The following is a 24,241-nucleotide window of genomic DNA, read 5'->3' on the forward strand; positions in this document are numbered from 1 at the left end:
GTTACGCGATCATGCCCAGCGGGCGCTCGACCAGTTCCTTGAACAGCTTGAGCATCTGCGCGCCATCGGCACCGTCGATCGCGCGATGATCGAAGCTGCCGGTGACGCTCATCACCGTCGCCACGCCGAGCGCGTCATCGACGATATAGGGCCGCTTCTCACCCGCGCCGACCGCGAGGATCATGCCCTGCGGCGGGTTGATGACGGCATCGAACTGCTTGATGCCGAACATGCCCATGTTCGAGATGCTCGCGGTACCGCCCTGATATTCTTCCGGCTTGAGCTTGTTCTCCTTGGCGCGGCCGGCGAGTTCCTTCATCTCGACCGAGATCGCCGACACGCTCTTGTTGGCGGCATCGCGGATGATCGGGGTGATCAGCCCCGACGGCGTCGAGACCGCCACCGACACGTCGGCACGCTTGTAGCTGATGAGCTTGTCGCCCGCATAGGTGACGTTGCACTTCGGGCTCGCTTCGAGCGTGACGCCGAGCGCCTTGATCAGCAGATCGTTGACCGAGAGCTTGATACCGCGACCGCCGAGCGCCGCGTTGAGATCGCTGCGCAGCTTAAGTAGCGCATCGAGCCGGACATCGACCGTCAGATAGATGTGCGGGATCGTCTGCTTCGCCTCGGTGAGGCGGCGCGCGATCGTCTTGCGGATATTGCTGAGCTTTTCTGCCTCGTGCGGGATCGAATCGTCAAACCAGATCGCCTTGGCCTCGGCAGACGCCGCCGCGGGCGTGGGCGTGGGCGTGGGCGTGGCGGCCGGTGCAGCCGCACGCGCGGGCGCGGCGCCGGGGGTCGCGCCCTCGATATCGGCCTTGACGATCCGGCCGCCGGGGCCGGTACCCGCAACGGCGGACAGATCGATCCCCTTGTCGGCCGCGATGCGACGCGCGAGCGGGCTCGCCTTGACGCGGTCGCCATCCGGGGTCGCGGCGGGCTGAGCCGCCGGCGCGGGGCTGGCGGCGGGTGCCGGGGCCTCGGCCTTGGGCGCCGCGTCGGCAGCGGGAGCGGGAGCGGGCGTCGGCGCGGCGGCGGGCGCAGCCTTCGGCGCCGAGACCGCCGATGCGTCTTCGCCTTCCGCGGCGAGGACCGCGATCACCGTGCCGACGGGCACGCCCTCGGCACCTTCAGCAACCAGAATCTGCGCGATCACGCCCTCGTCGACCGCTTCGAACTCCATCGTCGCCTTGTCGGTCTCGATCTCGGCCATCAGGTCACCGGCCGACACCGTGTCACCTTCCTTGACCAGCCACTTGGCAAGCGTGCCCTCCTCCATGGTGGGCGAGAGGGCGGGCATCTTGATCTCGATCGGCATCGAATGGGGAATCCTTGTGTCACGCGCTGGTCTGACAATGGGCGCCGGGGCTTCCTTCGTCATCAACGCGCACGCGTCAAGACCGTGCCCTTGCGCGAAGCCGATTTGGGCGCCACCTTCGCCCCCGCAAGGGGGGAAAGTGGCGATATGCGCATCTATCTGGTCGTGATCGACGAATCACCCGAAGCGAGCGTCGCATTGCGCTTTGCCGCCCGGCGCGCCGTGAAAACCGGCGGCGCGGTGGAGATTCTCGCGCTGCTGCCGCCCCCCGAATTCGTCCAATGGGGCGGCGTGCAGGCGACGATCGAGGAAGAGGCGCGACTCAAGGCCGAAGGGCTGGTCGCCGCGGCGGCGGGCACGCTGGTCGAGGAATCGGGGCTCAAGCCCTCGATCACGGTGCGCCAGGGCGAGGCGCGCAAGGTGATCCGTGAGATCATCGCGCAGACCCCCGACATCGCCGCGCTGGTGCTCGCGACCACCAAAAGCGGCGCGCCGGGGCCGCTCGTGAGCTATTTCGCCAGCTCCGACGGCGGGCTGCCGGTACCGCTGATGATCGTACCGGGTAGCCTGGACAACGCCGCGATCGACCGGCTGAGCTAGGGGCGGAACCTAGCGCGGCGCGAACAGCATCCACGGCTTGGGGCGACCGGTGGGCTTGGGCACGCCGTCGAGGCGGACCGCGCGAATCAGACGAACGGGCTGGAGGATCATCTGGCCGCGCATCGGCCCGCGCCCGCCCCCGGTGGGAAGCGCGAGGATGCGCCTGACCACATCCATCCCGGCGACGACCTTGCCGAACGCCGCATAGCCGCGATAGCTGCCGCGCGCGTCGAGCGACGGATTGGCGCCGACCATGATCGAGAAATTGCCATTGGCCGAATCGTCGTCGGCGCCGTGCGCCATCGAAAGCGTGCCATCGAGATGCTTGAGCCCGGTCCGGTCGGTCGGTTCGAGCGCGAGCGGGGGCAAGCGGCGGCGCGCGTCCATCGCGATCCCGCCCTGGATGAAACCGAACGCGGCCGCGCCCTTGCGCCGCGACGCGCGATAGAAGGTCGTGCCGTCGAGCCGCCCGTCATCGACATAAGCGAGGAAATTGGCGGTAGTCTCGGGCGCATGGCGCTGATCGAGCGCGACGACGATGCGGCCCGCCGAGGTCTCGATCGCGACCCGTACGAAGCCGGGCGTGGCGCGGATCGCCGATTGGGCCGAGGCAGGCGCGGCCAGCATCAGCGCGAGCAACGCGGCGACGAGAATCGTGAAGCGCTTCATGCGCCACGCCGATAGCGGCTGACGCGCGCGCACGAAACCCGGTCGACGTTTCCCTTGCCCTTCCCTCTCCCCGCAGGGAGAGGAAAAGGGGCGTGAATCAATCGCGCAGCAATTCGTTGATGCTGGTCTTGGAGCGCGTCTGGGCATCGACCTGCTTGACGATCACCGCGCAATACAGCGCGGGCTTGCCGTCGCCGCCCCCCATCGAGCCGGGGACGACCACCGAATACGGCGGTACCTGCCCGCGATGGATTTCGCCGGTCGCGCGATCGACGATCTTGGTCGAGGCGCCGAGATAGACGCCCATCGAAAGCACAGCGCCTTCACCCACGCGCACGCCCTCTGCCACTTCGGCGCGGGCGCCGATGAACGCGCCGTCACCGATGATGACCGGATCGGCCTGAAGCGGTTCGAGCACGCCGCCGATGCCGGCACCGCCCGAGATATGGACGTTCCTGCCGATCTGCGCGCAGCTGCCGACGGTCGCCCAGGTATCTATCATCGCGCCTGCCCCCACATGCGCGCCGATATTGACGAAGCTCGGCATCAGCACCGCGCCCTTGCCGATGAAAGCGCCGCGCCGGACGATCGCGCCGGGCACCGCACGGAAGCCCGCCTCACGGAATTCGCTCGCGGCCCAGCCGGAGAATTTGGAGGGCACCTTGTCCCACCAATTCGCGCCGCCCGGGCCGCCCGAAATCTCAACCATATCGTTGAGGCGGAACGACAGCAGCACGGCCTTCTTGAGCCATTGGTTGACGCGCCAGCCGCCCGCGCCATCGGGCTCGGCCACGCGCACCGCGCCGGTATCGAGTTGCGCCAGCGCCTGATCGACCGCCTGACGCACCGCCCCCTTGGTGTCGCCGCCGATCGAATCGCGGTCCTCCCAGGCGGCGTCGATCGTCGCTTGAAGGTTCTCGCTCATTCTTCCTCCTGAAGTGTGTGCAGCCAGGCTGCGATATCGGCCACCTTGTGGTCGACGAAACTGCGATCCTCGCCGATACCCTGTTCGGAGCCGTTGTCGACCCACAGTGTCGTCATCCCGATCGCTTTGGCGGGCGCAAGGTTGCGCGCCATGTCGTCGGCGAACAGGCAGCGCGTCGGATCGAGATCATAGGCCGCGCACAGCCCGGCATAGGCATCGGGGTGCGGCTTAGGGACGTAATTGGTCGCGCGCAGATCGAACAGCGCCTCGAAACTGTCGCCAAGCCCCAGCCGGGCAAGCACGCGGCGCGCATAAGGCGCATCGGCATTGGTGAAGACCAGCTTGCGCCCCGGCAGCGCGGCGATCCCGGCGACCAGCGGCGCATCGTGTTCGAGCTGGTCGAGCGCGATGTCGTGAACATCGTCGAGATAATCGGTCGGGTCGATCGCATGTTCGGCCATCAGCCCGGCGAGCGTGGTGCCGTGGTGGTGAAAATAATCCTTCTGGATTCGTCGCGCCTCGACCGGATCGCAACCGAAATAGCGCGCGACATAGGCGCCGATCCGCTCGTCGATCCGCGCGAACAGATTGGTCGACGCCGGATAGAGCGTGTTATCGAGATCGAAGATCCAGGTGTCGATATGGGCAAGATCGGCGCGCATGGCGGGCGCACGCTTAGGCGGGCGGGCGCACGCGGGCAAGGCAGGGAGTGGCAAACGCGGCCGGGCCGCCCCATCTTGCCGCGATGACCGCTTTTTCACTGCTCGATCTCGCCCCCATCGTCGATGGCGGCACCGCTGCCGAGGCGCTTGCCAATTCGGCCGATCTCGCGCGCCATGCCGAGGCGCTGGGCTTCACCCGTTATTGGGTCGCCGAGCATCACGGGATGGCGGGGATCGCCTCTGCCGCGACCGCGGTGGTGATCGGGCATATCGCGGCGGCGACCAGCCGCATCCGCGTCGGTGCGGGCGGGATCATGCTGCCCAACCACGCGCCGATCGTGATCGCCGAGCAATTCGGGACACTCGATGCACTATTCCCCGGCCGCATCGACCTCGGCCTCGGGCGTGCGCCGGGATCGGACCAGCGCGTCGCTCGCGCGCTCCGGCGGACGCTCGACAGCGACCCCAACGCCTTCCCGCGCGACGTGATCGAGCTGCAAAGCTATTTCGCCGATGACGGCCAGACCGGCATCCGCGCGGTGCCCGGCGCGGGCGCGAGGGTGCCGATCTGGATTCTCGGATCGAGCCTGTTCGGCGCACAACTCGCGGCGATGCTGGGGCTGCCCTACGCCTTCGCCTCGCATTTCGCGCCCGACGCGCTCGATCAGGCGCTCGAGATCTATCGCCGCGACTTCCGGCCTTCGGCGCAACTCGACCGGCCCTATGCGATGGCCGGGTTCAACGTCTTCGCCGCCGACAGCGATGCCGAGGGGGAATTGATCGCGAGTTCGCAGCAGCAGGCGTTCGTGGCGCTGCGCACCGGCCACCCGCGCCAATTGCCGCCGCCGGTCGCGGGGTATCGCGACAGTCTGGGCGAGCAGGGCCGGTCGATCCTCGATCACGTGCTGCAATGTTCGGCGGTCGGCGGCCCCGAGACCGTCGCGCGTGGAATCGCCGCGTTCGTCGAGCGCACGCAGGTCGACGAACTGATGATCGCCAGCGCGATCTTCGATCACGACGCGCGCAAGCGGAGCCTGTCGATCACCGCCGAGGTGATGCGCCGGTAAACGTCACCAACCAGCCGCAAGCCAAAGCGCTCGCGGATGGTTGGATGCCGGAACGAGTCCGGCATGACGCGTTACCCCATCAGCGCTTCGGCCTGATCGAGCGTGTCCTTGAACACCGCGACCACCGCCTGATACGGCGCCGCCGAGGCCATATCGAGCCCGGCGCGCTTGAGCACGTCGGTGGGATAGGCCGAGCCGCCCGCCTTGAGCACGCCGAGGTAATTGTCGCGCTCCCTGGCGCCGCCCGACAGGATCGACTTCGCGAAATAGGACGCCGCCGCGATGCAGGTCGCATATTGGTAGACGTAGAAGCTCGAATAGAAGTGCGGGATGAACGCCCATTCGGCCGCATAGGCCGGGGCGATCTCGACCCTGGGGCCGTGGTAGCGCTTCAGCAGATCGAGATACATTGCGGTGAAGGTCTCGCCTGACAGCCCCTCGCCCGCCTCGGCCTTGTCGTGCGCGGCAAGCTCGAACTCGGCGAACATCGCCTGACGGTAGAAGGTGCCGCGGATATTCTCGAGCTGCTGGCCGAGATAATAGAGCTTTTCCTGCTTCGTCCTGGCCTTTTCGACCATGTACGCGACCAGCAATTGCTCGTTGCAGGTCGAGGCGATCTCGGCGATGAACAGCGGATAATCCGCCTTTTCGTAGACCTGCGCCTTGTTGGCGAGCAGCGAATGCATCGCGTGCCCCCATTCGTGCGCATAGGTCGTCATCCCCGAATAATCCTCCTTCAGATTGAGCAGGAGATAGGGGTGCACGTCATACGCGCCGGGGTTCATATACGCCCCCGAACGCTTGCCCTCACGCGGGAGCGGGTCCATCCATTTCGCCGCGCTCGCCCTGCCGAATTCGTTCACATAATCGGGGCCGAGCGGCTTGAGCGCATCGAGCACAATGGTGCGCATCGCCGCCAGACCGACGGGTTTGTCCAGTTCTACGAGCGGCGGATAGATGTCGTAATAATGCATATCCGGCAGCTTGAGCAGCTTGCGGCGCAGCTCGAAATAACGGTGGAGCTGCGGCAGGCCGGCGTTGGTCTCCTTGACCAGCGTGCGATAAACGGTTTCGGGAATGTTGTTCGACGACAGCGAGGCAGCGAGCGATGTCGGGTATTTGCGCGCCTTCATCTCGAACACATCGGCCTTGAGATGCGACAGATAGGCCGCGCCGAACGAACTCTTGAACTGGCCGTATTGCTTCCAGAAGGCGTCGAACACCGCCTTGCGATCGGCGCGGTCGGGCGCGTCGCGGTGGAGCGTATAGCCCTGATCGTCGAGCCGCACCTCGGCCCCCGTCGACAGCGTGATCGTCGGCCATTCGATATCCGAGGCGACGAGTTGCCCACGGATATCGCTGGGCCCCGAAAACGGCGCCGCGGTGCCCGCGAGCAGCACCTCGCCTTCGGGTGACAGCGTGTGCGGCGCCTCACGCAGCACATTGGCGAGGTAGAAATCGAAACGCTTCTTGAGCGTGTCGTTGGCGGCGATGAAGCCGGTGACCTTCGCCTCACCCACGGTGAGGATCTCGGGCGCGATCCACGATACCGCCTCGCCGAACGCGGTGTAGAGGTCGATCGCCTGTGCCTGTCGTTCCTGATTGGCGGCGATGCGGACATCCTCATCGGCCTTGAGCGAGACATAGGTGTAGATGCGCGCGATCGTGCGGCCGAGATCGGATTGGGCAACCAGCGCCTTGGCCAGCGCGTCGGCACTGGTGCCGAGCGTGCCCTGATAGGCCTTCATCCCCGGAATCGCGGCAAGCGCCTGCTTGCGCGCGGCATCCCACGCGGCGTCGTTGGGGTAGATTTCGGCAAGATCCCATTGGGCGGTATCGGCTGGCATTTTTGTATCCTGTGCCCAGGCGGGCATGGCGACCACAAGCGCGGCAAGCGCGGACGCGGCCAGAGTTTCACGGCGGCTAAAATCGGTCATATCGGTCCCCCGATGCTCGGCACCGGAAGGACTCCGGCGCGGCGGAATGATCGCTTCCTGCCATGCGCCGGAGTGTTTGACCAGAGTAGAGCACCCGCCCATCGGGCTGGTCGCGAAGTCAGGCGATCCCTTCTTCGGCCATTGCCCTGGCAACCGCGGGGCGCGCCTTGATCCGCTCGAAATAGGCGACCAGCGGCTCGGGCACCTCGATGCCGAACGCGAACGCCCAGCGCAGCATGACGAACAGGAACGGATCGGCGACGCTGAACGCGCCGAACAGATAATCGCCCTTCATCGTCTCCGCGAGCAGCGTGAACTGGCGCGTGATGGCATCGCCGGCGGGCCTGGTTTCGTCCTCGCCGCGGCGCTGGAAGAAGGGCTTGAAGCTCTTGTGAATCTCCGACGAGATATAGGCCATCGCTTCGAGCAGGCGGGCACGGCCCAGCGGGCCTTCGGGCATCAGCGCGGGGGTCTGTTCGGCGATCCAGTAGAGGATCGCGATATTCTCGGTCAGCACCGGGCCGCCATCGAACGCGAGCGCAGGGACATAGCCCTTGGGCGTGATCGCGCGATAATCGGCGCCATGGGCGGTGATCTTGGTCTTGAGATCGACGCGTTCATGCTCGAACGACAGGCCGGCTTCGTGGAGCGCGATGTGATCGGCGAGGCTGCACGCACCGGGGGCATAATAGAGCTTCATCCATTTTCTCCCTTGTTCTGAACGACAAGGTGAGAAGCCCGAGGGCGATGTGCAAGCGGCCATCATAGAAAAGGGGCCGGGAGACATGCTCTCCCGGCCCCAAATCTTCTGGCTCAGGCCAGCACCGGCAAAGCCGGCGCTGCGTCGAACGGCATCGACGGCAATGCCGCCGAGCCGCCGGCCGGCCTTGGGCAAAACCACCGCCAGCCGAGGCTGGCGATGGCCCTGCGGCTTAGAAGTCCATGCCGCCCATGCCGCCCATGCCACCGCCAGGCATGCCCATCGGCGCGGGCTTGTCTTCAGGCAGCTCGCTCACCGCCGCTTCGGTGGTGATGAGCAGGCCGGCAACCGAGGCTGCGTTCTGGAGCGCGGTGCGCACGACCTTGGTCGGGTCGATCACGCCGGCTTCGACGAGGTTCTCGTACTTGTCGGTCTGGGCGTTGAAGCCCTGCGTCGGATCGTTGCTCTCGAGCAGCTTGCCCGAGACCACCGCACCGTCGTGACCGGCGTTGCTGGCGATCTGGCGCACCAGCGCCGTCAGCGACTTGCGGACGATATCGATGCCGCGGGTCTGGTCGTCATTGGCGCCCTTGAGGCCTTCGATCGCGCGGGTGGCATAGAGAAGCGCGGTGCCGCCACCGGGGACGATGCCTTCTTCGACCGCCGCGCGGGTCGCGTGCAGCGCATCATCGACACGATCCTTGCGCTCCTTGACCTCGACCTCGGACGCGCCGCCAACCTTGATCACGGCCACACCGCCGGCGAGCTTGGCGAGACGCTCCTGGAGCTTCTCACGATCGTAATCACTGGTGGTGTTTTCGATCTGAGCGCGGATCGCTTCGGTGCGGCCCTTGATCGCCTCGGCATCACCGGCGCCGTCGACGAGCGTGGTGTTGTCCTTGTCGATCGTGACGCGCTTGGCGGTGCCGAGCATGCCGAGCGTGACGTTTTCGAGCTTGATCCCGAGATCCTCGGAGATGACTTCGCCCTTGGTCAGGATCGCGATGTCCTCGAGCATCGCCTTGCGGCGATCGCCGAAGCCCGGCGCCTTGACCGCGGCGACCTTGAGCCCGCCACGCAGCTTGTTGACGACGAGCGTGGCCAGCGCCTCGCCCTCGATATCCTCGGCGATGATGAGCAGCGGACGCCCCGACTGGACGACGGCTTCCAGAATCGGAAGAATCGCCTGGAGGTTCGACAGCTTCTTCTCGTGGATCAGGATGTAGGGATCCTGAAGCTCGACCGTCATCTTTTCCGGGTTGGTGATGAAGTACGGCGACAGATAGCCGCGATCGAACTGCATGCCTTCGACGACATCAAGCTCGAACTCGAGGCCCTTGGCCTCCTCGACGGTGATGACGCCTTCCTTGCCGACCTTTTCCATCGCCTCGGCGATCTTCTCGCCGACGACGGTGTCGCCATTGGCCGAGATGATGCCGACCTGGGCGATCTCGTTCGACCCCGACACGGGCTTCGAGCGGCTCTTGATGTCGTCGATGACCTTGCCGACGGCGAGATCGATGCCGCGCTTCAGGTCCATCGGGTTCATGCCGGCCGCGACCGACTTCATGCCCTCGCGCACGATCGCCTGAGCGAGCACGGTGGCCGTGGTGGTGCCGTCACCGGCGTTGTCGTTGGTCTTCGAGGCGACTTCGCGCAGCATCTGCGCACCCATGTTCTCGAACTTGTCCTTGAGCTCGATTTCCTTGGCGACGGTGACGCCGTCCTTGGTGATGCGCGGGGCACCGAAGCTCTTGTCGATGACGACGTTGCGCCCCTTCGGGCCGAGCGTGACCTTGACCGCATCGGCGAGGATATCGACGCCGCGCAGAATGCGCTCACGCGCATCGCGCGAGAATTTTACGTCCTTGGCTGCCATGTTGATTGGCTCCTGATTTCGCTAAGTTGACAAAATTGACAGTCTGAAGGGGGTAGGATCAGCCCTCGACGATGCCGAGGATGTCGCTTTCCTTCATGATCAGCAGGTCTTCGCCATCGACCTTGACCTCGGTGCCCGACCATTTGCCGAACAGGATCTTGTCACCGGCCTTGACGTCGAGCGGCGTCACCTTGCCGTCCTCGGCCTTGGCACCAGCGCCAGCAGCGACGACCTCGCCCTCCTGGGGCTTTTCCTTCGCGGTGTCGGGAATGATGATCCCGCCGGCCGTCTTTTCCTCGGCCTCGACACGACGAACCAGCACACGATCGTGCAACGGACGAAAATTCATGCGCCATCCTTTCCTTGGGTTGAGCGATGATAACAGCTTTGGCACTCCCCGGCGGAGAGTGCCAGCAGCACGTCATATGCGAACCGCCCCGCGACTCGTCAACGGGTAGCGGCGAGGATTTTTTCGCAACGCCGGTGACCGGTCGCAGGCCCCTGTATTGCCCGCGTAAGACGGCGTTGCCTCAGGGGTCGCATTGCCCTAGCACCAGGGCAAGAGCGATGTGGCAACACGAAGGATCGACGCGGTGAAGCTGGTTCGAGGCGCCTGGAAATTGCTGGTGGGGATCAAGGACGCATTGGTCCTGGTCGCGATGCTGTTGTTCTTCGGGTTGCTGTGGGCGGCGCTGTCGGCGCGGCCGGCCCCGACCGCGATCGGCGACGGGGCGTTGCTGCTCGATCTCAACGGCACGATCGTCGAACAGCCCGCCGAGGTCGATGCCTTCGCGATCGCGAGCGGGCAGCAAGTGACGCGCGAATACCGGTTGCGCGATCTGGTACGCGCGATCGACGCCGCCAGGGACGACAGCAAGGTCAAGGCGATCGTGCTCGATCTCGATCATTTCCAGGGCGGCTACCCCGCCGCGCTTGCCGAAGTCGGCGATGCGTTGGGCCGGGTGCGCGCAAGCGGCAAGCCGGTGCTCGCTTATGCCACCGCTTATACCGATGCGGGCTATCGCCTCGCCGCCGAAGCGAGCGAGATCTGGATGAACCCGATGGGCGGCACGCTGTTCATGGGGCCGGGCGGATCGCAGCTTTATTACAAGGGGCTGATCGACAAGCTCGGGGTCGACGTCCACGTCTTCCGCGTCGGCAAGTTCAAATCGTTCGTCGAACCTTATACCCGCACCGACAAATCGCCCGAGGCGGCCGAGGCCGATCGCGCGCTTTACGGCGCGATCTTCGGCCAGTGGCAGGAGGCGGTGAAGAAGGCGCGGCCCAAGGCGCAGATCGCCCCGCTGCTGACCCAGCCCGGCGCGGTGATCGCGGCCACCCAGGGCGACATCGCGCAGGCCAATCTCAATGCGGGGCTGGTCGACAAGCTCGCCGACCGGATCGCGTTCGGCACGCACGTCGCCCAAATCGCGGGCGCCGACGACAAGAAGAGCGCGGGCAATTTCCAGACGATCGATTACGACGCTTATGTTGAGGCGCATCCGGCCAAATCGGGCGGCGCCGCGATCGGCGTGCTGACGGTGGCCGGTGAGATCGTCGACGGCGAGGCCGGCCCCGGCACCGCGGCGGGCGACACGATCGCCAAGGCGATGCTCGACGGGCTCGCCAAGAACGATCTGAAGGCGCTGGTGGTGCGGGTCGATTCGCCGGGCGGATCGGCCTTCGCCTCCGAGCAGATCCGGCTGGCGATCCTGCAGGCCAAGGCCAAGGGGCTGCCGGTCGTGATCTCGATGGGGAGCCTTGCCGCGTCGGGCGGCTATTGGGTGTCGACCGCGGGCGACACGATCTTTGCCGAACCCAATACGATCACCGGATCGATCGGCATTTTCGGCGTCATCCCGACCTTCGAGAACACGCTCAAAAAGATCGGCGTCACCAGCGACGGGGTGAAGACCACTCCGCTGTCGGGCCAGCCCGATATCACCGGCGGCATCACGCCCGAGGTCGGCGCGATCTTCCAGGCCGGGATCGAGCACGGTTATCGCCAGTTCATCACCCGCGTCAGCGAGGCACGCAAGCTGACGCCCGCACGCGTCGACGAGATCGCGCAGGGCCGGGTGTGGGATGGCGGCAGCGCGCACCAGATCAAGCTGGTCGACCGGTTCGGCAATATGAACGACGCGATCGCCGAGGCCGCGCGCCGTGCCAAGCTCGATCCCGCCAAGGTCCATCCGGTGTTCCTCGAAAAGAAGCCGAGCTGGATCGCCACGCTGGCCGCGCAATTCGCGCGCAAGCAGCGCGGCGAGGATGCCGACGCCGCGGGCGACCTGTTCAGCCGGCTCGCGCGCGAGCGCCGCGCGGTGTTCGCGCAGGCGCTGGGCGATATGCGGCGGCTGTCGAGCGGTGCCGCGATCCAGGCGCGCTGCCTTGAATGTACCGGCATGGGGCCGACGACGCCCTCCCCCGCCGACACCAGCCTGATGGGCGCCGTGCTGGCGCGGCTCGCGCTGTGATCGCGATCCGCGCCGCCCGCCCCGAGGACGCCGCCGCGATCGCCGCGATCTACGCGCCGCACGTCACCAGCGGCACCGCTTCGTTCGAGATCGAGGCTCCCGATGCGCGCGCGATGCGCAACCGGATGGCGGCTTCCGACGGGCTCTATCCCTGGCTGGTGGTGACCAATGGCGAGGGCGAGGAAGCCGGCATCGTCGCTTATGCCTATGCGACACGATTCCGCGACCGGCCCGCCTATCGCTATGTCGTCGAAACCTCGATCTACGTCGCCGGGCCGGTGCAGGGCCAGGGCACCGGGCGGCTGCTCTATCGCGCGCTGATCGATACGCTGCGCACGCAAGGCTTCACGCAGGCGATCAGCGCGATCGCGCTGCCCAACGACCATTCGATTGCGCTCCACGAGGCAACCGGGTTCCGGCGCGCGGGCGTGTATCGCGAGGTTGGCTACAAGCATGGCCAATGGATCGATGTCGGGCTGTGGCAATGCGAGCTCAACGATTCGGCGGTGCCACCGATCGAGCCCAAGCCGTTCGCCGACGTGGGGGTCGTGCGGAGCTAGAACGGCCCTTTAGTGCCGCACCGCCCCGCTCCCCCACCCTAGCTCTCGTTCGGGCGGCCGCGATAGGTAGGGAGCCCGAGCTTCCAGTGGATCGCGGCGGCGCGCAACCCGAAGCCTGCGGCAGCAGCGATCAGCGCCACCTCGAACGACGGCAGCCCCAGCCACCTGAGGCCGACATACAGCGTCGCGGCGAGCGCGGCGGCGGTGACATAGAGTTCGGGCCGCATCAGGATGGACGGCTCGCCCGCGAGCGTATCGCGGATGATGCCGCCGACGCAGGCGGTGAACACGCCCATCACTGCGGCCGGTAGCAGCGGCACGCCGAAGCTCAGCGCCTTGGCCGCACCGTACACCGCATAAGCACCGAGCCCCACCGCATCGAGCCAGACGAGCGCGGCCCCATTCCACCAGCGCTGCGGCGTCACCCAGATGGCGAGCGCGACCGCGAGGCACACCAGCGCGTACAAGCGATCCTGCACCCAGAATACCGGGGCACCGATGAGCAGATCGCGCACCGTGCCGCCGCCTACCCCGGTGACCAGCGCAAAAAAGGCGAGCGTGACGAAGGTCTGCCCGCGGTGCGTCGCCGCCAGCGCGCCGGTGGCGGCGAAAACGGCGACTCCGAACAGGTCGAGCCAGGGGAGAATGGGGCCAATCTGCCAAAATGCCTGATCCATCGTGCCTTGCTAGGGCTTATTGCGCCGACGTGGAAGCAGGCCGATCGCGACGGGCCGCATGATTTTCGGGGTGGCAACGACGCCTCCGGCCCGGCAAAAGGCAAGGATGCAGCGCTATCAAACTCCGATGATCACCGCGGCCGTCCTGCTCGCAATACTGGCCGGCTTCGTCGATGCGATCGCCTATATCAGCCTTGGCGGGTTCTTCGCGTCGTTCATGAGCGGCAACACCACGCGGCTGGGCGTGGGGCTCGCCACCGGCGCCGCCGCCGATGCCTGGAATGCGGGCGCGTTGATCCTTGCGTTCGTGTGCGGCGTGATGGGCGCGTCGATCCTGTCCGCCCGGTTCGCGCGGTGGCGCAAGCCGGTGGTGATGACCGCGGTCGCCGCGTGCCTTGCGATCGCGGCGGGGGCAGCGCATTTCACCTTTTCATCCTTCCCGCTGCTGCTGCTCGCCGCCGCGATGGGGGCCGAGAACGGCGTGTTCCTGCGCGACCGCGAGGTGAGTATCGGCGTCACCTATATGACCGGCACGCTGGTGCGCACCGGACAGAAGCTCGCCGATGCGCTGCTGGGGCGCGGCGATGCACTGGGATGGGTGCCGCATTTGCTGCTGTGGCTGGGGTTTGCCGGCGGGGTCGTGCTGGGCGGGACGACGCTGGGCGATCGCGGGCTGGAGGCCTTGTGGTTCGCCGCCGGGGGCGCGCTGGCGCTGGCGGCGTTGCTCGCGGTGCTGACGCGGCATGGGGATGCGGCGTAGCGGGGGCTATAGTCTGTTTCAGATAGATTGAAACAGAGACCGCACCGGCCCACCTAAGTGACGCCAGTGCCAGCGGCGCGGCAAAGCCGCGCCGTCGGTCGGGGCCTGGCGCCCCGCCGGCCGGTCTAGCCTCGTTCGCGCGGATTTAGCGTCGCTAAATCCTGCGCCGGCTAGACGTGTATCGCCTTCCCCGTCACCGCCATCGCGGCTTCCTTGATCGCTTCCGAATGCGTCGGGTGGGCGTGGCAGGTATAGGCGATGTCTTCGCTCGTCGCGCCGAATTCCATCGCCTGCGCGGCCTGCGCGATCATCGTGCCCGCAACGCTGGCGACACACCACACGCCGAGCACGCGATCGGTGTTGGCGTCGGCGATCACCTTGACGAAGCCGTCGGGCTCGTGGTTGGTCTTGGCACGGCTGTTGGCGAGCATCGGGAATTTACCGACCTTGACCGCACCGCGCTCCTTCGCCGCCTCCTCGGTGAGGCCGACGCCGGAAATCTCGGGCCAGGTATAGACCACGCTGGGGATCACATCGTGGTTCACGATGCCGGTGAGCCCGGCGATATTCTCGGCCACCGCGATCCCTTCGTCCTCGGCCTTGTGGGCGAGCATCGGCCCCGGCGTGACATCGCCGATCGCCCAGACGCCGGGAACGCTGGTGCCGAAATCCGACGCGGTTTCGATCTGGCCGCGCTGGTTGGTCGCCAGCCCGATCTTGTCGAGGCCGAGGCCATCGGTGTTGGGCTTGCGGCCGATCGACACGAGCACATGGCTCGCCTCGATCGTCTCGGCGGCACCGCCCTGCGCGGGTTCGATCGTGACCATGGCCTTCTTGCCCTTGACCGCGACGCCGGTGACCCTGGTGCCGAGCTTGAACTCGACGCCCTGTTTTTTGAAAATCTTGTTGGCTTCCTTGCGGACCTCGCCGTCGAAGCCGGGCAGGATCTGATCGAGGAATTCGACGCACGTCACCTTGGCGCCGAGCCGGCGCCACACGCTGCCGAGTTCGAGCCCGATCACGCCGCCGCCGATCACCACCAGATGCTTCGGCACCTCCGGCAATTCGAGCGCGCCGGTCGAATCGACCACGACCTTCTGGTCGATCGTCACGCCGGGCAGCGGGGTGACCGACGAGCCGGTGGCGATGACGATGTTCTTCGCGCTGACCTTATCCTTACCGACCGTGACAGTGTGAGCGTCCTCGAAGGACGCCTTGCCCTTGAGCCACGTCACCTTGTTCTTCTTGAACAGATATTCGATGCCCGCCGTAAGCTGCTTGACCGCATCCTTGCGCTGGCCGTGCATCGCATCGAGATCGAGCTCGGGGGTGACCTTGATACCCAGCTTGGCCATCGCGCCGCCCGCCGCCGCCTCGAAATATTCGGAGGCGTGGAGCATCGCCTTGGAGGGGATGCAGCCAACGTTGAGGCAGGTGCCGCCCAGCGTCTCGCCGCTTTCCGCGCACGCCACCTTGAGGCCGAGTTGCGCCGCGCGGATCGCAGCGACATAGCCGCCCGGCCCGGCGCCGATCACGAGGACATCATAATCGTATTGCTGGTCAGCCATTCCAAACTCCGTTCGCTCTGAGCTTGCCGCAGGGCGTGCTTTCTTCCGGTCGAGAAAAGAACGGTGCTTCGACAAGCTCAGCACGAACGGAAGATGGGGTGTTCGTGGGGAAATTACAGGTCGATCAAAATCCGCGTCGGGTCCTCGATCGCGTTCTTGAGCGCGACGAGGAAGGTCACGGCCTCGCGGCCATCGACCAGACGGTGGTCGTAGCTGAGCGCGAGATACATCATCGGGCGGATCACGATCTCGCCGTTCACCACCACCGCGCGATCCTCGATCCGGTGGAGGCCGAGCACCGCGGATTGCGGCGGGTTGATGATCGGGGTCGACATCAGCGAACCGAACACGCCGCCGTTGGAAATCGTGAAGGTACCGCCCTTCATCTCTTCCATCTTGAGCGTGCCGTCCTTGGCGCGGCGGCCGAAATCGCCGATCGTGCGCTCGATCTCGGCGACCGAAAGCTGATCGGCATCACGCACCACCGGCACCACGAGCCCCTGCGGCGCGGAAACCGCGACCGAGATGTCGGCATAATCGTGATAGACAATTTCCTCGCCGTCGATCGACGCGTTGACGCTCGGCACATCCTTGAGCGCGAGGCACGCCGCCTTGGCGAAGAAGCCCATAAAGCCCAGCCGGACGCCGTGCTTCTTCTCGAACAGATCCTTGTATTTGGCGCGCGCCGCCATCACCGCCGTCATGTCGACGTCGTTGAAGGTGGTGAGCATCGCCGCGCTGTTCTGCGCTTCCTTGAGGCGCTTGGCGATCGTCTGGCGCAGGCGCGTCATGCGGACGCGTTCTTCCTTGCGCGCGGGCGCCGCACCTGCGGTGGCCAGAGCGGCAGGGGCCGGGCTTGCGACCGGGGCAGTCGAGCCGCCCTTCTGCGCGGCGGCGACGACATCATCCTTGGTGATGCGGCCATCCTTGCCGGTGCCGGTGATGGTCGCCGGATCGACGCCGAATTCGAGCACCGCACGCCGCACCGACGGCGACAACGCAGCCGCATCGACATTGCCCGCAGGCGCCGCCGGTGCAGCGACCTCTGCCTTGGGCGCCGGTGCCGGGGCGGGCGCGGGTGCCTGGCTTCCGGCGGGAGCCGCCGGGCTGATCCTGGCCGTGCTTGGCTCAACCGACCCGATCACCGCGCCGACTTCAACCGTGTCGCCCACCGCAACCCGGTGCGCGCCCATCACGCCTGCGATCGGCGAGGGCACTTCGACCGACACCTTGTCGGTTTCAAGGCTCGCGATCGCTTCGTCGACGGCAACCGGATCGCCGGGCTGCTTGAGCCATTCGCCCAGCGTCGCTTCGGTGATCGATTCGCCCAGAGTGGGGACTTTGACTTCGGTCATATTGCTACCTCGTCATTCCAGCGAGCGCTGAAATTTTGCCATAATCGGGTCCCCCAGCTTCCGCCGGGGGGACGTGAAACTCAACCCTTGCGCTTGCGCCGGATTTCCTCGCGGACATTGTGGCCCAGCGCATCGGCAATCAATGCGCTCTGTTCCATCTGGTGGCGCTTCATCAGCCCGGTTGCGGGCGATGCCGCCGCCGCGCGACCGGCGTAGCGCGCACGCTTGACCGGCGCCCCGGCCTCGGCAAGCGCTTCCTCGATCAGCGGCTCGGCAAAGAACCACGCCCCGTTGTTCTTCGGTTCTTCCTGCGCCCAGACGACGTCTTCGAGATTGGACATCGTCTTCAACCGCACCGCAAGCGGCTCTCCCGGGAACGGATAGAGCTGTTCGATACGGACGATCTGGGTGTCGGTGTCCCCCGCGGCGTCGCGCGCCTCGATCAGATCGTAGGCGACCTTGCCCGAACACAGCACCAGCCGCTTCGTATCCTTGTCCGCCGGCGCCGACGGATCGGACAAAATGCGGCGGAAGTGGCTTTCGCCGACGAAATCGGCCGTCTTCGACACCGCCATCTTGTGCCGCAGCAGCGACTTGGGGGTCATGATGACCAGCGGCTTGCGGAACGACCGATGCATCTGCCGGCGCAGCAGGTGGAAATAGTTCGCCGGCGTGGTGCAATTGGCGACCTGCATATTATCCTGCGCGCACAATTGCAGATAGCGCTCGAGCCGCGCCGAACTGTGCTCCGGCCCCTGCCCTTCATAGCCGTGCGGCAGCAGCATCACGAGCCCGTTGGCGCGCAGCCACTTCGCCTCACCCGAAGCAATGAACTGATCGATCATGATCTGCGCACCGTTGGCGAAATCGCCGAACTGCGCCTCCCACAAGACCAGCGTCTTGGGATCGGCAAGCGCATAACCATATTCGAAGCCGAGCACGCCATATTCGGAAAGCGGGCTGTCGAGCACCTCGAAATGGCCATGCTCGACCTGTGCGAGCGGGATATATTCGTGCTCGTCGGTCTGATCGACCCAGACGGCGTGGCGCTGCGAGAAAGTCCCGCGGCCCGAATCCTGCCCCGACAAGCGGACGCCATAGCCTTCCGACAGCAACGACCCGAACGCCAGCGCCTCGCCGGTCGCCCAATCGAAATGCTCGCCCGAATTGAACATCTCGCGCTTGGCATCGAGCACGCGCCCCAGCGTCTTGTGAATCTGGATGCTGTCGGGAACCGTCGTCAGCGTACGGCCCAGCGCATCGAACAGCTTCTTGTCGATGCCGGTTTCGACGTTGCGGCGCGCGCTTTCGGCATCGGCGGGGGCGTGCAGCCCCGACCAGCGCCCCGCAAACCAATCCGCCTTGTTGGGCAGATAGGATTGGCCCGCCTGGAACTCGCTTTCGAGCAGCGTGGTGAACTGGTTGATGTGATCGTCGACCCATGCCTGATCGACCACGCCTTCCTCGATCAGCCGCTTGCTGTAGATCTCGGCGACGCCGGGATGCTTGCGGATCGCCTTATACATCAGCGGCTGGGTGAAGCCGGGTTCGTCGCCTTCATTGTGGCCGAAACGCCGGTAGCACCACATGTCGATGACGATGTCGCGGTGGAATTTCTGGCGGAATTCGATCGCCAGCTTGCACGCGAAGGTCACCGCCTCGGGATCGTCGCCATTGACGTGGAGGATCGGCGCCTGGACGCCCTTGGCGACATCCGAGGGATAGGGCGACGAGCGCGCGAATTTGGGGCTCGTCGTGAACCCGATCTGGTTGTTGATGACGAAATGGATGCAGCCGCCGGTATTGTAGCCGGGCAGTCCTGAAAAACCGAAACACTCCCACACGATCCCCTGCCCCGCGAAGGCGGCATCGCCATGGATCAGAACCGGCAGCGTCGCGATATGATCGCGCAGATCGCCCTGAAGCGTCTGGATCGCGCGCGCCTTGCCGAGCACGACCGGGTCCTCGGCCTCGAGATGCGACGGGTTGGCGACCAGCGACATATGGACGCTGATGCCGTCGAACTCGCGATCGGTGCTCGTGCCGAGATGGTATTTGACGTCACCCGAGCCGCCGACATCCTCAGGGTTGGACGACCCGCCCGAAAATTCGTGGAAGATGACGTGGAACGGTTTGCCCATGACGTTGGCGAGCACGTTGAGACGGCCGCGATGCGCCATCCCGAACACGATCTCGCGCACGCCGTACTGGCCGCCATATTTGATCACGCTTTCGAGCGCGGGGATCATGCTCTCGCCGCCGTCGAGCCCGAAGCGCTTGGTGCCGACATATTTCTTGCCGAGGAACTTCTCGTATTGCTCGGCCTCGATCACCTTGTTGAGGATCGCTTCCTTGCCCTCTCGGGTGAACTCGATTTCCTTGTTCTTGCCTTCGAGCCGTTCCTGAAGGAAGCGGCGCTCCTCGACATCAGCGATGTGCATATATTCGAGGCCGACATGCCCGCAATAATTGCGGCGTAAAATCTCGACGATCTCGCGCAGCGTCGCATATTGCAGCCCGAGATAGCCGCCGAGATAGATATTCTCGTCGAGTTCGCTTTCAGCAAAGCCGTGATAGTCGATCCGCAGATCGTCGGGCATTTCGTGCGTCGAAAGCCCGAGCGGATCGAGATCGGCGGCGAGATGGCCGCGCACGCGATAGGTGCGGATCAGCATCATCGCGCGGATCGACGCATCGGCGGCGCGGGCGATCGCATCGCGGCTGGCCGGCGCCACCGCCGGAGCCGACCCACCGCCCTTGGCGGGCTTGGGCGCAGGCTCGCTCTGGGTGGGATCGAGCGCCGCCGTCAGATCGTCGGTGGTGGCGAGCGGCCAGTTGGCCTGCTGCCAGCTCGGCCCGCTGACCGTCGCCTCCAGCCCTTCGAACCAACCGCGCCAGCCCGATTCGACGCTCGCGGGGTCGGCCTTGAAGCGCCGGTAAAGCGTCTCGACGAAGGCGGGGCTGACCCCGCCTGCAATCTCGCTGAAATCCTGACCTTCGTAACCCATGGCCCGTCTCCAATGCCCGGCAAGGCCGGAAGGTTGCGCCCGGCCTACATCGCCGGGCGCCCACTTTATCGCTGCAATACCTCGACCAGCGTCGACCCCAGCTCGCTGGGGCTGTCGGCGACCTTGATCCCGGCCGCCTCCATCGCCGCGATCTTGTCGTCGGCGCCGCCCTGGCCGCCCGAGACGATCGCCCCGGCATGGCCCATCCGCCGCCCCGGCGGCGCGGTGCGCCCCGCGATGAAGCCCGCCATCGGCTTGCTGCGGCCGCGCCTGGCTTCGTCGCGGAGGAACTGCGCCGCTTCTTCTTCGGCCGAACCGCCGATCTCGCCGATCATGATGATCGACTGGGTCGCCTCATCGGCAAGGAACAACTCGAGCACGTCGATGAAATTGGTGCCGTTGACGGGATCGCCGCCGATGCCGACCGCGGTCGTCTGACCCAGTCCGGCATTGGTGGTCTGGAACACCGCCTCATAGGTGAGCGTGCCCGACCGCGAGACCACGCCGACCGAGCCCTTCGAGAAGATCGACCCCGGCATGATGCCGATCTTGCACTCGCCCGGCGTCAGCACGCCCGGGCAGTTCGGGCCGATCAGCCGCGATTTCGAGCCCGACAGCGCGCGCTTGACCTTGACCATGTCGAGCACCGGAATGCCTTCCGTGATGCACACGATCAGCGGCACCTCGGCGTCGATCGCCTCGAGGATCGAATCGGCGGCGAAGGGCGGCGGCACGTAGATCACGCTGGCATCGGCGCCGGTCTTTTCGCGCGCCTCGGCGACGGTATCGAACACCGGCAGCCCGAGATGCTGCTGCCCGCCCTTGCCCGGCGTGACGCCGCCGACCATCTGCGTGCCGTAATCGAGCGCGGCCTGGGTGTGGAAGCTCCCGGTCTCCCCGGTCATGCCCTGGGTGATGACCTTGGTGTTCTTGTTGACGAGAATGCTCATCGGTTCTCCAATTCTACCACCCCGGCGGGGCACGCCTCGGCAGGCTTGCTATCGGCCCGAGTGCGGGGTGCCGCCGCCGCGCACTCACCATGGCGGCCCCCGGCCTGCGCCGAGGACCTGCCCTGGCCCAGTTCCTCAGTTCAGGCTTGAGTCGATACCCTTGCAGGCGACCAGCAGTTCCTTGACCGCGGCGACCGACTTGTCGAAGCCGATCCTGGCGTCGCCCTTCAGCTCGATCTCGACCACGCGCTCGACGCCGCCCGCACCGATCACCACCGGCACGCCGACATAGAGATCGTCGACGCCGTACTGACCGTCGAGATGCGCCGCGCACGGCAGCAACCGCTTCTTGTCCTTGAGATAGCTCTCGGCCATCACGATCGCGCTGGTCGCCGGCGCGTAGAAGGCGCTGCCGGTCTTCAAGAGGCCGACGATCTCGCCGCCGCCCGAGCGCGTGCGCTGGACGATCGCGTCGATCTTTTCCTGGGTCGACCAGCCCATCTTGATGAGATCGGGAACGGGGATGCCCGCGACGGTCGAATATTCGACCACCGGCACCATCGTGTCGCCATGGCCGCCGAGTACGAAGGCGGTGACATCCTCGACCGACACGTCGAATTCCTCGGCGAGGAAATGGCGGAAGCGCGCGCTATCGAGCACGCCCGCCATGCCGACGATCTTGTCGTGCGGCACGCCCGAGAACTCGCGCAATGCCCATACCATCGCATCGAGCGGATTGGTGATGCAGATGACGAACGCGTTCGGTGCGTGGGCCTTGATGCCCTCGCCGACCGACTTCATCACCTTCAAATTGATGCCGAGCAGGTCGTCGCGGCTCATGCCGGGCTTGCGCGGGACACCGGCGGTGACGATGCACACGTCGGCATCGGCGATGTCGGCATAATCGTTGGTGCCCTTGAGCCGGGCGTCGAAACCCTCGGGCGGCCCCGCTTGCGCGAGATCGAGCGCCTTGCCCTGGGGGACACCATCGGCAATGTCGAACAGGACGATGTCGCCCAATTCCTTCATCGCGGCGAGGTGGGCGAGCGTGCCGCCGATCATGCCGGCGCCGATCAGCGCGATCTTCTTGCGAGCCATAAATCTCCTCCGGGCAGTGCGCCGGCACACCTTTAGCCCGCGCGAAATCGAGCGCGACTTAGGCGTTTTGCTGCGCTGGGGCAACCTCTAAAGCGGGTTCCGACAGGTTCATATTGCACATCATTCGCAATAGCGATAATCAATCGCCTGCCAAGCGATGCGCATAATAATCGGCCAGCACGGCGAAGGCCTGTTTGCGCACGCCGGTTTCCGACACCAACCCCTTGCGATTCCACCCCTGCTGATAGACCGGATGCTGCCGCCGCGGGGACCGGAAGTCTTTGAAAATCCACGGCGACATGCCACGCAGAAAGGGGATTCTGGACGCCATGTCGAGCGTCGCGCGGTAATAATCGGCCTGAAATTCCTCGGAGAATTTGTGCGTGCCGGTCGCATCATGCTCACCCGCGAGTGCGCCCGCGCCGAATTCCGACAGGACGAGCGGTTTCTTGTACGGCGAGCGCCACACGAATGCTGCCAGATCACTCAATTTATCGGGCGTGTACCAGCCGTTATAGGCGTTGACCGCCATCACATCGAGCGCCGGAATCAGCGGATCGTCGATGGTGAACACGCTTCGCCCGCTCTCTTCCTTCCGCCCGACGAGCAATGCTGCCGAGACCAGACGGCTATCGTCGAGCGTGTGCGCGTCGTTGGCGAGCGTGGTGAGGAAGGCATTGCGCGCGGCGCTGACGGGGGTTTCGTTGCCGACGCTCCAGATCACGATCGCGGCGCGGTTGCGATCGCGCAAGATTTCCTCGGCGAGCATGTGACGCGCGGTGGCCAGCGTCTGCGGATTATCGAACGCGACGCGCCAGTAGATCGGGATTTCGCTCCACACAAGCAGCCCGAGTTCGTCGGCCATCCGCGTCATCACCTCCGAATGCGGATAATGCGCGAGGCGGACGTAATTGCCGTGGAGCCCCTGCTTGATCTCGGTGAGGAGCGCGCGTGCCGCCGGCGGGGTGATCGTGCGCGCGGGGTTGGCACCGAATTCCTCCTCATGGAGCGCGATGCCCGCAAGATAGATCGGCTTGCCGTTGAGCAGGATCCGATCGCCCTCGACCGCGATCGTGCGGAATCCGATCCGATCTTTCCAGACATCATCGCCCGCGCTGATCGTGACATCGTAGAGCCGCGGCGTATCAGGCGACCAGCGTTCGAGCGCACTGGGCATGGGCACGCTTGCCGCCCAATGCCCGGCGGCGTCGGCCTTGCCCTCAAGCGTGAGGCCGAGCGCGGGGATCGCCAGCACCAACGCGCGGCCGGCGGCGCCTTTGCCGTCAACCGCCACATCGACCGCGATCCGCCCGTCGCGGGTCAACCGTACCCAGGCATCGTCGACATAGGTGGCGGGCGTCGTCACCAGCGTGATCGCGCGGGTGATGCCGCCATAGGTTTCCCAATCGGTGACCGGCGGCGGCAGATCGGTGTCGCTGCGTTCCGAATCGACGCCGATGGTGATCTGGTTTTCGCCCGACTGGAGCAGCCCCGTCACCTCGAAGGCGAAGGTCGTGAACCCGCCCTCATGCGCGCCGACGCTTTTACCGTTGAGGTAGATGCGCGCGCGATAATTGACCGCGCCGAAACGGAGGAACTGGCGCTCGCCGGGTTTGGGATCGGCGGTGAAGCTGCGCTGATACCAGACCAGCCCGCGATAATGGCGCATCGTCGCGTCGTGGGTCAGCCACGAGGACGGCAGCGTCGCGGTGGGCGTACGCGCCATATCATATTCGTAGAGCGCGGCGGGATCGCCGCGCATCGCGGCGGCGACATCAATGGTGTCGTAGCGGCGGTGGCCGAGCCCCGGATCGCCGCCGTGGAACCCCGCCATGCCGTCGCGATACGGATCGATCGAATAATGCCACTGGCCCGAGAGGTCGAGGCTGGTCCGCAGGTCGCCGCTGGCGAGCACGGGATGAACCGGTGCGACCGGCTGCGCCTGCGCCAATGCCGGCGCCAGCATAAACGTTAGCGCTAACAAAAATCGCTGCATCGATGCGCGCATCGGCCCCTCCTTGTCGTTATCCC

20 protein-coding genes are annotated in these 24,241 nt (G+C 65.8%); 5 read left to right on the forward strand and 15 right to left on the reverse strand.

Annotation, left to right across the window (positions count from 1 at the left end):
* Position 1: 1 nt before the first annotated feature.
* A complete protein-coding gene (locus NFE57_RS07685; RefSeq protein ID WP_252134987.1) occupies positions 2–1,321 on the reverse strand; it encodes a pyruvate dehydrogenase complex dihydrolipoamide acetyltransferase in 1,320 nt (439 codons plus the stop codon).
* A gap of 147 nt (positions 1,322–1,468) precedes the next feature.
* On the opposite strand from NFE57_RS07685, the gene NFE57_RS07690 reads away from it, so the two are divergent.
* Positions 1,469–1,921 (forward strand): universal stress protein, encoded by a 453-nt coding sequence (locus NFE57_RS07690; RefSeq protein ID WP_252134988.1) that lies wholly within the window; start codon positions 1,469–1,471, stop codon positions 1,919–1,921.
* Positions 1,922–1,930: 9 nt separating this feature from the next.
* On the opposite strand, the gene NFE57_RS07695 is transcribed toward NFE57_RS07690, so the two are convergent.
* The 3 genes from NFE57_RS07695 to NFE57_RS07705 form a co-directional block, all read right to left on the reverse strand.
* Positions 1,931–2,590, reverse strand: a complete 660-nt coding sequence (locus NFE57_RS07695; protein WP_252134989.1) for a peptidylprolyl isomerase — start codon at positions 2,588–2,590, stop codon at positions 1,931–1,933.
* A 97-nt stretch (positions 2,591–2,687) separates the two neighbouring features.
* Positions 2,688–3,515, reverse strand: coding sequence for a 2,3,4,5-tetrahydropyridine-2,6-dicarboxylate N-succinyltransferase (gene dapD, locus NFE57_RS07700; protein ID WP_252134990.1), 828 nt, complete (start codon positions 3,513–3,515; stop codon positions 2,688–2,690).
* A complete protein-coding gene (locus NFE57_RS07705; protein WP_252134991.1) occupies positions 3,512–4,177 on the reverse strand; it encodes a pyrimidine 5'-nucleotidase in 666 nt (221 codons plus the stop codon). The genes dapD and NFE57_RS07705 overlap by 4 nt, the downstream gene beginning before the upstream one ends.
* Positions 4,178–4,260: 83 nt before the next feature.
* On the opposite strand from NFE57_RS07705, the gene NFE57_RS07710 reads away from it, so the two are divergent.
* Positions 4,261–5,244, forward strand: a complete 984-nt coding sequence (locus NFE57_RS07710) for an LLM class flavin-dependent oxidoreductase (protein WP_252135066.1) — start codon at positions 4,261–4,263, stop codon at positions 5,242–5,244.
* Positions 5,245–5,315: 71 nt separating this feature from the next.
* Here the strand turns inward: NFE57_RS07710 and pepF are convergent, their stop codons facing one another.
* The 4 genes from pepF to groES form a co-directional block, all read right to left on the reverse strand.
* Positions 5,316–7,181, reverse strand: coding sequence for an oligoendopeptidase F (gene pepF, locus NFE57_RS07715; RefSeq protein WP_252134992.1), 1,866 nt, complete (start codon positions 7,179–7,181; stop codon positions 5,316–5,318).
* 118 nt (positions 7,182–7,299) lie between these two features.
* Entirely contained in the window at positions 7,300–7,881 is a 582-nt protein-coding gene (locus tag NFE57_RS07720) for a glutathione S-transferase N-terminal domain-containing protein (RefSeq protein WP_252134993.1), read from the reverse strand.
* 232 nt (positions 7,882–8,113) lie between these two features.
* Positions 8,114–9,760, reverse strand: coding sequence for a chaperonin GroEL (gene groL, locus NFE57_RS07725; RefSeq protein WP_252134994.1), 1,647 nt, complete (start codon positions 9,758–9,760; stop codon positions 8,114–8,116).
* Between the two features lie 58 nt (positions 9,761–9,818).
* Positions 9,819–10,109, reverse strand: coding sequence for a co-chaperone GroES (gene groES, locus NFE57_RS07730; protein WP_252134995.1), 291 nt, complete (start codon positions 10,107–10,109; stop codon positions 9,819–9,821).
* 244 nt (positions 10,110–10,353) lie between these two features.
* Between groES and sppA the strand changes: the two genes are divergently transcribed.
* Positions 10,354–12,234, forward strand: coding sequence for a signal peptide peptidase SppA (sppA, locus tag NFE57_RS07735; protein ID WP_252134996.1), 1,881 nt, complete (start codon positions 10,354–10,356; stop codon positions 12,232–12,234).
* Positions 12,231–12,794, forward strand: a complete 564-nt coding sequence (locus tag NFE57_RS07740) for a GNAT family N-acetyltransferase (protein ID WP_252134997.1) — start codon at positions 12,231–12,233, stop codon at positions 12,792–12,794. The genes sppA and NFE57_RS07740 overlap by 4 nt, the downstream gene beginning before the upstream one ends.
* Before the next feature lie 38 nt (positions 12,795–12,832).
* Here NFE57_RS07740 and NFE57_RS07745 read toward each other — a convergent pair whose 3' ends face one another.
* Positions 12,833–13,471 carry a trimeric intracellular cation channel family protein gene (locus NFE57_RS07745; protein ID WP_252134998.1) on the reverse strand — a complete coding sequence of 213 codons (639 nt, stop codon included), beginning with the start codon at positions 13,469–13,471 and terminating at the stop codon, positions 12,833–12,835.
* 106 nt (positions 13,472–13,577) lie between these two features.
* On the opposite strand from NFE57_RS07745, the gene NFE57_RS07750 reads away from it, so the two are divergent.
* Entirely contained in the window at positions 13,578–14,231 is a 654-nt protein-coding gene (locus NFE57_RS07750) for a YoaK family protein (protein WP_252134999.1), read from the forward strand.
* Positions 14,232–14,401: 170 nt separating this feature from the next.
* On the opposite strand, the gene lpdA is transcribed toward NFE57_RS07750, so the two are convergent.
* The 6 genes from lpdA to NFE57_RS07780 all read right to left on the reverse strand — a co-directional run bounded on the left by lpdA (position 14,402) and on the right by NFE57_RS07780 (position 24,176).
* The gene (gene lpdA / locus NFE57_RS07755) at positions 14,402–15,799 is read right to left on the reverse strand and encodes a dihydrolipoyl dehydrogenase (RefSeq protein ID WP_252135000.1); all 1,398 of its coding nucleotides are present in this window, start codon (positions 15,797–15,799) and stop codon (positions 14,402–14,404) included.
* A gap of 113 nt (positions 15,800–15,912) precedes the next feature.
* Positions 15,913–17,154 carry a 2-oxoglutarate dehydrogenase complex dihydrolipoyllysine-residue succinyltransferase gene (odhB, locus tag NFE57_RS07760; protein ID WP_252135001.1) on the reverse strand — a complete coding sequence of 414 codons (1,242 nt, stop codon included), beginning with the start codon at positions 17,152–17,154 and terminating at the stop codon, positions 15,913–15,915.
* Positions 17,155–17,234: 80 nt separating this feature from the next.
* Positions 17,235–20,162: a 2-oxoglutarate dehydrogenase E1 component gene (locus NFE57_RS07765; RefSeq protein WP_252135002.1), complete on the reverse strand. Its 2,928-nt coding sequence runs from the start codon at positions 20,160–20,162 to the stop codon at positions 17,235–17,237.
* Positions 20,163–20,227: 65 nt separating this feature from the next.
* The gene (gene sucD / locus NFE57_RS07770) at positions 20,228–21,112 is read right to left on the reverse strand and encodes a succinate--CoA ligase subunit alpha (RefSeq protein WP_252135003.1); all 885 of its coding nucleotides are present in this window, start codon (positions 21,110–21,112) and stop codon (positions 20,228–20,230) included.
* Between the two features lie 135 nt (positions 21,113–21,247).
* The gene (gene mdh, locus NFE57_RS07775) at positions 21,248–22,210 is read right to left on the reverse strand and encodes a malate dehydrogenase (protein ID WP_252135004.1); all 963 of its coding nucleotides are present in this window, start codon (positions 22,208–22,210) and stop codon (positions 21,248–21,250) included.
* Between the two features lie 139 nt (positions 22,211–22,349).
* Positions 22,350–24,176, reverse strand: coding sequence for a glycoside hydrolase family 2 protein (locus NFE57_RS07780; RefSeq protein ID WP_252135005.1), 1,827 nt, complete (start codon positions 24,174–24,176; stop codon positions 22,350–22,352).
* Positions 24,177–24,241: the final 65 nt, after the last annotated feature.

It is taken from the genome of Hephaestia sp. MAHUQ-44 (assembly GCF_023806085.1).
GTDB lineage: Bacteria > Pseudomonadota > Alphaproteobacteria > Sphingomonadales > Sphingomonadaceae > Sphingomonas.

Bases quoted from the DNA above. Each gene is read 5' to 3' on its own strand.
- NFE57_RS07685 (WP_252134987.1), bottom strand. From the start codon at position 1,321: ATGCCGATCGAGATCAAGATGCCCGCCCTCTCGCCCACCATGGAGGAG.
- NFE57_RS07690 (WP_252134988.1), top strand. From the start codon at position 1,469: ATGCGCATCTATCTGGTCGTGATCGACGAATCACCCGAAGCGAGCGTC.
- NFE57_RS07695 (WP_252134989.1), bottom strand. From the start codon at position 2,590: ATGAAGCGCTTCACGATTCTCGTCGCCGCGTTGCTCGCGCTGATGCTG.
- dapD (WP_252134990.1), bottom strand. From the start codon at position 3,515: ATGAGCGAGAACCTTCAAGCGACGATCGACGCCGCCTGGGAGGACCGC.
- NFE57_RS07705 (WP_252134991.1), bottom strand. From the start codon at position 4,177: ATGCGCGCCGATCTTGCCCATATCGACACCTGGATCTTCGATCTCGAT.
- NFE57_RS07710 (WP_252135066.1), top strand. From the start codon at position 4,261: ATGACCGCTTTTTCACTGCTCGATCTCGCCCCCATCGTCGATGGCGGC.
- pepF (WP_252134992.1), bottom strand. From the start codon at position 7,181: ATGACCGATTTTAGCCGCCGTGAAACTCTGGCCGCGTCCGCGCTTGCC.
- NFE57_RS07720 (WP_252134993.1), bottom strand. From the start codon at position 7,881: ATGAAGCTCTATTATGCCCCCGGTGCGTGCAGCCTCGCCGATCACATC.
- groL (WP_252134994.1), bottom strand. From the start codon at position 9,760: ATGGCAGCCAAGGACGTAAAATTCTCGCGCGATGCGCGTGAGCGCATT.
- groES (WP_252134995.1), bottom strand. From the start codon at position 10,109: ATGAATTTTCGTCCGTTGCACGATCGTGTGCTGGTTCGTCGTGTCGAG.
- NFE57_RS07745 (WP_252134998.1), bottom strand. From the start codon at position 13,471: ATGGATCAGGCATTTTGGCAGATTGGCCCCATTCTCCCCTGGCTCGAC.
- NFE57_RS07750 (WP_252134999.1), top strand. From the start codon at position 13,578: ATGCAGCGCTATCAAACTCCGATGATCACCGCGGCCGTCCTGCTCGCA.
- lpdA (WP_252135000.1), bottom strand. From the start codon at position 15,799: ATGGCTGACCAGCAATACGATTATGATGTCCTCGTGATCGGCGCCGGG.
- odhB (WP_252135001.1), bottom strand. From the start codon at position 17,154: ATGACCGAAGTCAAAGTCCCCACTCTGGGCGAATCGATCACCGAAGCG.
- NFE57_RS07765 (WP_252135002.1), bottom strand. From the start codon at position 20,162: ATGGGTTACGAAGGTCAGGATTTCAGCGAGATTGCAGGCGGGGTCAGC.
- sucD (WP_252135003.1), bottom strand. From the start codon at position 21,112: ATGAGCATTCTCGTCAACAAGAACACCAAGGTCATCACCCAGGGCATG.
- mdh (WP_252135004.1), bottom strand. From the start codon at position 22,210: ATGGCTCGCAAGAAGATCGCGCTGATCGGCGCCGGCATGATCGGCGGC.
- NFE57_RS07780 (WP_252135005.1), bottom strand. From the start codon at position 24,176: ATGCTGGCGCCGGCATTGGCGCAGGCGCAGCCGGTCGCACCGGTTCAT.